This window comes from Chitinophaga sp. (assembly GCF_036566945.1).
In the GTDB taxonomy this organism is placed as follows: Bacteria; Bacteroidota; Bacteroidia; order Chitinophagales; family Chitinophagaceae; genus Chitinophaga.
In genome coordinates this window covers 1-6016 of sequence record NZ_DATCVJ010000303.1, presented here as the reverse complement: position 1 = coordinate 6016, position 6016 = coordinate 1, and the positions used below count along the sequence as shown (strand labels likewise).

3 protein-coding genes are annotated in these 6016 nt (G+C 43.6%); all 3 read left to right on the top strand.

Features of this window, described 5'->3' with window-relative positions; genetic code table 11:
- Positions 1 to 153 precede the first annotated feature (153 nt).
- A complete protein-coding gene (locus VIP81_RS08930) occupies positions 154 to 2445 on the top strand; it encodes a hypothetical protein (RefSeq protein WP_331958667.1) in 2292 nt (763 codons plus the stop codon).
- 9 nt (positions 2446 to 2454) lie between these two features.
- Entirely contained in the window at positions 2455 to 3546 is a 1092-nt protein-coding gene (locus tag VIP81_RS08925; protein WP_331958664.1) for a hypothetical protein, read from the top strand.
- A gap of 27 nt (positions 3547 to 3573) precedes the next feature.
- On the top strand, positions 3574 to 6016 hold a 2443-nt coding region (locus VIP81_RS08920; RefSeq protein ID WP_331958661.1), incomplete at its 3' end, for a PA14 domain-containing protein.

The following is a 6016-nucleotide window of genomic DNA, read 5'->3' as shown; positions in this document are numbered from 1 at the left end:
CTGGTATATCATTAATTAATCTTGTTAGAGAAAAAAATACGCGAATATTTTTATATGTTAAATTTATTTATACATTTGTCAATAGAAGAAGTATAATCCTTTGAACACCCGTGCCTATATGTTAACCTTTAGTTTTTTTAGTAAGTCGCAGTCTTGAGAAATGCATCCCTGATATTAGTAATTGTATCCCTTTTTCTCACCTATGATAGCGATGCACAGATGCATCTACCCGGAAACAACGGTAGAGCGTCAGATACCAGCTATTACTATATACATACGGGGTGTAAGATGAAGTTACCGGTGCTGGTGGTGCTATACGCATCTCCCCCCGGAGATACTCATTACCAGGTGATAAGGCGAAAACATGTTGAGAGTATACCGGTAGTGGATACACGAAAACCGTTACTCGTGGTACATGGGAATATAACCTATGATGGGTACTATCAATCCAATGCAGATACGCCGTATCTGGAGCGCGACATCTATCAGCATACATTACAAACGGTACTGGATATTACTATTAAAGATCAGTATCCGCTTCACCTGGCTTTTAGTACCAGCAAAGGAAATTCACGTCTTTTTAGAAATATCACCGGCATTAATTTTCAGTACACCAGCCAGGATTTTAAAAATATGCTGATGGCTAAGGCGAGGGGTTGGGATGCCGGCAAGTTAAAACAAAAGATAGCACTTGATCAGTTGAGACAAAAACTGGACTACGACTGGAATGATATTAACAAGCTGAAAGCCTGGTTTAACTCACCCGCACAGATACAACGGATGGTAGAAGCGAAGGAGCGGGAGTATCAGTTACGGCTAAACGATTCTCTCGCGGAATTATCGAAACTCGGAAAGCGCCCATCATTGGATATTCCATTGGATGTACTGAATGAAAAGCTTAGTTTGAAAGACAGTCTTGCAATACGTTTCAGAAAAGAATATGAAGAAAAAAAGAAACTGCTCGACTCTCTTCAGCTGGCCTTTGCCGCTGGTGAGCAGCTGTATCAGAAAAAAGAAAAAGCATATAGTGCGCGCAAAGGTTCTTTAATGGATGCTTTGCAGTATAGCCGTGATAATAAGGAATTATCCGATAACCTGGAAGCGCTGAATTTGCCGGATTCTATCTTACCGAAAGGTTACAGAACGATGCTGGCCGTCAGATCTGTGGGGCTTGGCCGCACCATGGTGGATTATTCGGAGCTTACCGCGAAGAACATCAGTATCATGGGCGTACAGGCGGAATTGAATCCTTCCTGGTACCTGGCTTTTGCTACCGGCGCTGTGGACTATCGTTTCCGGGACTTCATTGTTAATGAAAACAGAACCCGACAGTATCTTAATATGGTGAGGGTAGGTAAAGGTTTGAAAGAAGGTAATCATGTTATTCTTTCGTATTATTTCGGTCAGAAACAGGTGTATAACTTTAATACCACGCCTCCTGTAGGCGGCAATATCGCCACCCCCGATTATAAAATTATGGGCCTATCGCTGGAAGGGCGGTATCAGCTGAATAAGCATAATTACCTGGTAGGGGAGGTGGCTAAATCTTCTTTGCCCTATTACGCCAGGACTGCGCATGGTGAGGGATTGGGCAGCAGTATGGTAGGATTTAATGATCATAGCAATGAGGCATACGCGCTCAGCACATTTTCGTTTATACCGTCTACGGCTACACGTATTAATGGCATGTATAAACGAATGGGTGCTAATTTCCAATCCTTTAGTTTGTATGCTACCGGCTCTGTGCAGGACGCCTGGATGGTGCAGGTAACACAGCCTTTCTTTAAACAGCAACTGACGCTAACCGGTGCCGTCAGACAGAATGTTTATACCAGTGTATTTGAAAATTCAAGCTATCGGAGTAATACCGTTTTTAAAAGTATACAGGCAACTTTCCGTAGAAAGAAGTGGCCGGTATTGTCTATTGGTTACTTCCCTTCATCGCAGCTGATGAAGCTGAGTGAAGACAGGTACATGGAAAATTTGTATTACACGCTGGTGGCTACCGGCAGTTATTTCTACCAATACAGGGGCATTAGTATGAATACTATTTTCTCTGGTACCCGGTTTTACAATCATCAAACGGACAGTAATTTTGTGTATTTCAACAGTACCAACCTGTTATTGAATCAAACTGTTTTCCTGGGGAAATTTACGCTGAATGGCGGCGTATCATCGGCTACCACTACAGATTACGCCGTATATGGGGCAGATGGAAATGTACAATATAAAGTGTTGAAATGGCTGGAGTTGGGAGGAGGTTTGAAATACAATTATCAGACAGTATTTGAATTACGACAAACCGGTTATTCCGCCAATGCCAGGGTGAATATCCCGAAAGTAGGGGAAGTAACGGTGATGGGAGATAAAGGATTTGTGCCCAGTGTAAATAAACAGTTGGTCCCCAATAAAACCGGGCGATTAACCTATACCAGAATATTTTAAGTTTTTAATATGAAAAGATCCCTATTCCTGCTCATCCTATTGTGCTGTCTTCGTGCAGGCGCACAGGTTAGTATGACGGTACAATTACCGCCGGCGGGCGTATTGTTAAAGGCGCAGCTATGGAATATTGTATTGGTATCTGCTTCCGGCAACACTGTCAACGTACAGGTGACCATGCGCTTAATGGATGCCCGTACCAATCAGCCGGTGTTAACCGGTATCACCCGTACTATTTCTGTCAACAAAGGCGCGCGGCAATTGCAGGCCGGTGATTTGATGCCTATACAGTATGAATATCTTTCTCCGGTGATAGACAGAAGTGTAAATGGCTTCCTGGCTGCGGGCAATTATCTCGCATGTTATAGCCTGGTAGTGGTGGGAGATAAGACGGGCAATCAACCCGGAGAAGATTGTATTCCTTTTACCATCGAGCCGGTAAGTCCGCCGCTGCTGAACAGCCCTGCTAATCAGAGTGAACTGCTTACCTTCTTACCTCAGTTTACCTGGCTGCCACCCGCTCCACTCAATATGTTCAGCGATCTGAATTATGAAATGATCCTGACAGAAGTACATGGTGGTCAGTCTCCCGCAGAAGCGATACAACAGAATATTCCGGTGCTGAGAGTACCGCGGTTGAAAAATATTTTCGTAAACTATCCATCCGGTGGCGTACAACTGGATACGGCTAATACCTATGCCTGGTCAGTGATAGCGAAGAATGGGAATTTGTTTGCGGCGCAAACGGACGTATGGACGTTCCGGGTGAAAGGGAGTAATAATAATGTGGAGCTGCTAAACAACGCTTATGTGCAGTTACGTAAAGAACTGGATGGGTCGGTGATGCATGGTGGCCGCGTACTGCAGTTAAGCTATAATAATGAAACGGCAGATAGTACTGCTGCCTATGAACTGATATCGCTGGATAACAGCAATAAAGTCGTATATGCGGGCACGTTAGCCATTAAGCGGGGTAGTAATCACCTGGATGTTCCTTTGGAAAAGCGGAGGGGATTGCATTCGGGACAAGTATACCTGTTTCGTTTACAGAATTCCAGACAGGAATACTGGCAGATGAAATTTATTTACACGAAAGAAGATTAATAGTAATACCTATAAAATTACGTTGAAATGATACTGGCTTTTGCAGCAAAGGGGAAGAAGACGATTGCGTGTGTGATGTTGGCGTTAATTTATTTGGAGGCAGTAATTCCCGCGTATGCGTTGGGAAGCGGGCGGACTGTTTATCGGGCGGGAAAATCGGCGCCTGTATTGCCCGCGCCGGTGGGAGGACCCGCTCCGGCGGTGGTTCCAACAGTGGCTGTCAGTAAAGCGCATGCTCCTTCCCCTGTGGCGGCGGCAAAAGGAACGGGTGGACCTACGCAACCAGAAATGGAGGCGTTTCACTCTGTGAACAGTGATAATATGGTGGACCTGTTTACAGGGAATTTTTCTTATAATATTCCGCTGATGGATGTGGGAGGATATCCTATAGCATTAGGTTACAGCAGTGGGATTACTATGGATGATGAGGCCAGCTGGACGGGGTTGGGATGGAATATTAATCCGGGGACGATTACGAGGAATGTACGTGGTTTACCAGATGATTTTAATGGATTGGATTCTGTTAAGAAAACACTGACTATAAAAGAGAATAAAACAACCGGGGGCTCACTAGGCATAGGGGCTGAAATGTTTGGTTTCGATTTAAAAGGAATACTGGGTTCAATTGCCGATTCAGCATCGATTAATGCATCCGCGTCTATTGGTGCTTTTAAAAATACCTACAGAGGTTGGGGGATGGAGGCTAGTATTGATGTCGGAATCAGTGCAAGTAATAAAAATGCGGGTAGCCTGACAGCGGGTTTAGGTTTAGGAATGAATACACAGGATCAGGGGTTATCCATTAGCCCAAGCCTGGATCTGGCCCTGCATCAAAGGGCAGCACTGGATCATACCGTTTATGGTGGCCAGATATCTTCTACGCTTACTTATAATACGCGTAGTGGAATGAAAGCCCTGCAATATTCTGCTGGCGTCAAAAAATATAAGAACGTCATAGAGACAAAAGGAGAAGGCAAAGACGCGACATCCAGGATCGTTACCAGATCTGCTGATGTGGGCAAGCTTTCTTCCACGATTTCTTACGCTTATCCAAGTTCGATTCCGGCAATGAGTATTCCTTATACCACGGAAATGTACACAGGTAAGTTTGCTATTGGTGGTGAAGTGAATGGATTTCATCCCCAGGCTTTTGCTACAGGGTACCAATCGAAACAATATATTGCTGCTGAAGACCGGGTACTCACTTTACCGGCATTTGGATATCTCTATTCTTATAATGGTGCCAATCAGGATAACGCGTTATTGGATTATAACAGGGAGCGGGAAATGCCTGTAAAAGAGGGTATTAAGAATATTGCCATACCCTCTTACACCAGTGATGTATTTTCCATCTCCGGTGAGGGAACTGGTGGGATGTTTCGTGCTTTTCGCAGTGATATAGGATCCGTACATGACCACTACATGACCACAAGAGATAAATCTTTTAGTCTTGGTGGAGAAGTTGGGTTGGGAAATGCGTGGCATGCAGGGGTAGACCTGACATTAACTCATTCCACTACTGTTAATGGGCCGTGGAAGGATTTTAACCCATTAGCAAAGGATATTGCCTTTACACAGTCACAGAAACAATATGAAGCTGTTTACTTCAGGAACCCGGGGGAAATGACTATTATGCCTAAGGCTTACTATGAAATGCTGGGAGGTGATGATGTGGTATTTCCTGAGTTAACGGGCAATAATACCCCTAACATTTCTACGACTGATAATGTTTGGCGGTACAAGGGAGGTAAACTTATTGGAAAAGTACCTTTTAATAATGTGAATACTGCTAATCAGGAAAGAAGTAAAAGAACGCAGGTAATATCCTATCTCACGGCGGAAGAGGCTAGTATGGTTGGGCTTACAAAACTGATAGAGAATTATGGAGAAAATCAGTATGTATTTAACAATTGTATTACTTCTTATTCAGGTGTTCCCGAGGAAAGGCATGGATTTTTGAGAGAGAGTTATCAGAATGAATTTTTAGATCAAAAAGACAGAAGAATTGACCTGGAGGATGCTCTTATTAACTTTACACATGCAGAGGGTGGAGAACCAGATGCTTTAACTACCGGTACAGGCCTTAGTAACAAAGATCATATGAGCTTTCGCTGGACCGGTAAATTGAAAGCACCTGCCAGTGGATCGTATTATTTTTGGTTTAGCGTTGATGATGGTGTCCGGATTTACATTAACGGGAAGATGATTACTAAGAATAGCGATTGGGATTACAATAGGGATATACCCAAACCTTTGGAAAACGGTTACGGAGTAAATCTTGAAAAGGGCATTTCCTACGATCTCAAAGTAGAGTATTATAATACAACTGTTGATGCTAAAATGGTAATGAAGGTGTATGAGGATGGAAATCTTCTTGGCGCCAAAGAATTCTATAGACCCGAAAAGGTTTTTTCCTATACCATCCTACCTGGAAAGCTAACCAAGGAAGAACGGGTAGATAATATCCGCA

What these genes read in the sequence shown, in the direction of transcription:
- VIP81_RS08925 (WP_331958664.1), top strand. Translation starts at nt 2,455, where the DNA reads ATGAAAAGATCCCTATTCCTGCTCATCCTATTGTGCTGTCTTCGTGCA.